Source organism: Vibrio sp. 1159, from assembly GCF_033340395.1.
Taxonomy (GTDB): Bacteria; Pseudomonadota; Gammaproteobacteria; order Enterobacterales; family Vibrionaceae; genus Vibrio; species Vibrio alginolyticus.
In genome coordinates, this window is sequence record NZ_JAWOWL010000073.1 from 1 (window position 1) to 3147 (window position 3147).

General features: G+C 39.9%; 4 protein-coding genes. All 4 read right to left on the reverse strand.

The genetic code is table 11. The features are described 5' to 3' along the window. Positions 1–615: 615 nt before the first annotated feature. The 4 genes from R7127_RS25870 to R7127_RS25885 all read right to left on the reverse strand — a co-directional run bounded on the left by R7127_RS25870 (position 616) and on the right by R7127_RS25885 (position 3062). The gene (locus R7127_RS25870) at positions 616–1041 is read right to left on the reverse strand and encodes a hypothetical protein (RefSeq protein WP_139059822.1); all 426 of its coding nucleotides are present in this window, start codon (positions 1039–1041) and stop codon (positions 616–618) included. A gap of 152 nt (positions 1042–1193) precedes the next feature. Further along, positions 1194–1664, reverse strand: a complete 471-nt coding sequence (locus tag R7127_RS25875) for a GNAT family N-acetyltransferase (RefSeq protein WP_172563623.1) — start codon at positions 1662–1664, stop codon at positions 1194–1196. A 164-nt stretch (positions 1665–1828) separates the two neighbouring features. Continuing rightward, the gene (locus R7127_RS25880; protein ID WP_172563622.1) at positions 1829–2392 is read right to left on the reverse strand and encodes a hypothetical protein; all 564 of its coding nucleotides are present in this window, start codon (positions 2390–2392) and stop codon (positions 1829–1831) included. A 223-nt stretch (positions 2393–2615) separates the two neighbouring features. Continuing rightward, positions 2616–3062 carry a GNAT family N-acetyltransferase gene (locus R7127_RS25885; RefSeq protein WP_042524084.1) on the reverse strand — a complete coding sequence of 149 codons (447 nt, stop codon included), beginning with the start codon at positions 3060–3062 and terminating at the stop codon, positions 2616–2618. Positions 3063–3147: the final 85 nt, after the last annotated feature.

Here is a 3147-nt window from a genome sequence, read left to right on the forward strand (position 1 = left end):
TTAGGCATGAGGCTACGACGATTGATGGGCGTAGCCGCTCAGATCGTAGTTTCTTGATTTAGTTCCATCGAATTACGTAACAAAGCCTTTATGCGCTCCAAGATATTGAAAACTGGCATGATATGAAAGGCTTTGAACACTGAAGTGAGACGGGCACCTACAAAACTTAAAATCGATAGAGAGACGAGAGTTGGCTAGAAGAAAAACGTACTGAACTCACCTACTTTTACTGAGTTCAAATTAGAAAAGGATTCGTTCCTCGCACTTCGACAGCAACACCAAAGAAAGACAATTTTGACTTAGTAAAAAACACGAAAAAGAAGAAGCAATAAAGAAATAGATTAAGAGTTAGAGACCGTAAACGATGAAGTCAAAGCGAATACTCCGCATATAGTGCCACCGGAAAGAACGTGAAAGGTACTAACTTTAAGGTGTAAAGACGAGCGCCAAAACAGATAAACACCAAAACTGATGACCTTTGATGTCAAACCCGTACTAACGCCGCATTAAGGTGTGAGCAACGCTTTCACAAAACTTGACCATACCACCTTAAACACGAAACCTAACGATGGAATGAATAATGCCAAGCGTTGGGAATCACTCTTAAATGCTTTGTTAGCTTTTGTACACTGCGATGTCAGCATTTTCTAGTTGATATCTTTGTAACAACACCATTGCCCTTTCAGAAACTAAGAGTAGCCCATCATTTGTTACGCTAAAATCGTCTTTACCGATGGCTCCGGATACTTGGAGCCACGAAAAACGAGGTAAAGTACACTCTGGATACAGTTCTTCAAATACGTCAGAAGTAGATATTTCAGTCACTTCCAGATTGTATCCTGACAACTGCGATGAACTTAAGGCCGTTGCTAAACGTTCAGTGACTAAAAAGCATGGAAATGAAGTCAATAAATCATCACCTAGCCACCCATCAAACTGAAAATGTAGCTTTTCTATTATCGGTGGATGCAAATCGAAATTTGCTAAAGTATTTTCACCCAAGCTCCCAGGAACTTCTGGTTCGATCAAATATTGACTCACTTTATTCTCCCAAAGAAAGCTAACGCCTTGTTAAGGTGTGAGGCACGCAATACCTAAGCTTCCGCATACCACCTTAACCACTAAAACTAACGCATAGTAAAAATGCCACGCGTGCCGAATCACTCTTGAACAATTTGTTATGTAGCCGACTTTCAGGCTAGTGCTTTCTGTCCAATTTGGATTTTGGGCGCAATACCAGCTTTGCGATACAAAGCTAGAGCAGATTCATTGAAAGAATATACCTCTAACCACAGCTCTTCTCCGCCGTTAGAAATAGCCCTTTCTTCAAATGCCTCTATTAGCGCCAGTCCAACACCCTGACTCCTAAAGCGTGAATCCACTACAATCTGTTCAACGCTTGCGATCTTTCGCTGTTTGAGCGTCCAAGACTTACGAACCCATAGCTCACCAAAAACAAAACCTACTAACTGCCCTTTGCTTTCGGCTACCAGACAAATCGAGCTTTCACTTTCGATTATCTTGTTCAGGTCTATTTTTTGTTCAATTTCTTCCGGTGATAAAAAGTCATCAGGTAAATTTGCTTGATGATACTCATTAAGCTGAAACTGTAGTTTCTTGATAACACTGATATCTTCAATGCGAGCTTGGCGAATATTTAACATATATAAATCCTTTTAACTTACCGTCCTCTCGCGGCTACATAACGCCGCATTAAGGTGTGAGCAACGCTACCACTAACCCTAACCGTACCACCGTAAACACAAAACCCAACGATGGAATGAAAAATGCCAAGCGTTGGGAATCACTCTTAAATGCTTTGTTATGTTTATTTTACTTCTTGGATTTTAGCTTTAGCTTTAACAATTAGAGCTTTAATTTTTGCCAAGTCTTCAAGGTTATAATAAGCAGCTACGCCACCGATTTTACCGCTTGAAACTGCCGCCATTACTTTGCCACCAGAACTAAATGTGGAAATTTTCAGATCACCTTTAGTCGAGTAGTCAGCTTGGAAATCTTCAAACTTTGTTACATCTGGTTTGATTTTTGAAATGTAATCAATACCAGCTATCAAAGAATCAATTTCATCGAAGTCGATATAAGTTGTATGCTTTTTATCGTAACGGCCATCTTCTTTGAAAGCTTCGATAGTAATACCGTACTCTTTCTGACCACTAGTAACATTAGTAAATTCTTTACTTTCTACGTTAACAAGGGTGTTGTACAAGCCATTTGCTGTTTCGATTTTTTGGAAACCACGAACGAGAACGACACCTGTTTTAGCGCTGAATTGCTCTAATTTAGTTTTAGCTTCAGGAACAGTATCTTTTAAATTGTTAGCTGAAACACTGCACGACAGAAGCACTAAAGCAATAATAGAGAGTTTTTTCATGATGATTAAATCCGACTGAAATAAAGCTACCATTATATAGAACAGCAGCCTGAGCACTCATAATAAACATCATAAGTGTGAGGATAAACATAACGCCGCGTTAAGGGGTGAACAACGCGATGCCACCCAAGTTAAACCATTGTGCCATAAACACAAAAGCTAAACTTTTAACCAAAACTGCCATGCGTTGAGAATCCCTCTTGAACGCTTTGTTATGTGCGTACTAAAGTTGTGCGTACAATCTCAGCATGTCTTTGTGTTGAATACCATTTTCATAGATTGGCTCTGGATAATTCAGTAAAAAGTGATCTTTGACGATTGAGTCAACCCTAAAGCCAAGACGCTGATAATAAGTCAGTTGATAACCAAAGGTACCTGTACCCAGTTCAACACGAGAGATTCCCTTACTCGATAACTGAGACAGAACTGACTTAAGCAATTCAGAACCAACACCTTGACCTTTTAACTTTGGATATACAGAGACATTGAATATCTCAGCAAGCCTATTGGTTTGTGGCTTCACTATGCAAGCGGCTAAAACACGCCCATTGTCTAGTGCAGCAAAGCACCATGAATCGGATAAATATGAAGAAATACTCGCTTCAGAAGGATCAGCTTCAAGCAGCAAATCTAGCGGAATCTGGCTACTTTTGACTTCGATATATTGCATTTTTCCTCCGTAACTATTCACCCGCAAGGCCTTGACAGCAAAGTTGTGTGACCAGGTTAACTTGATCCCATATTCGGCTTGAGTG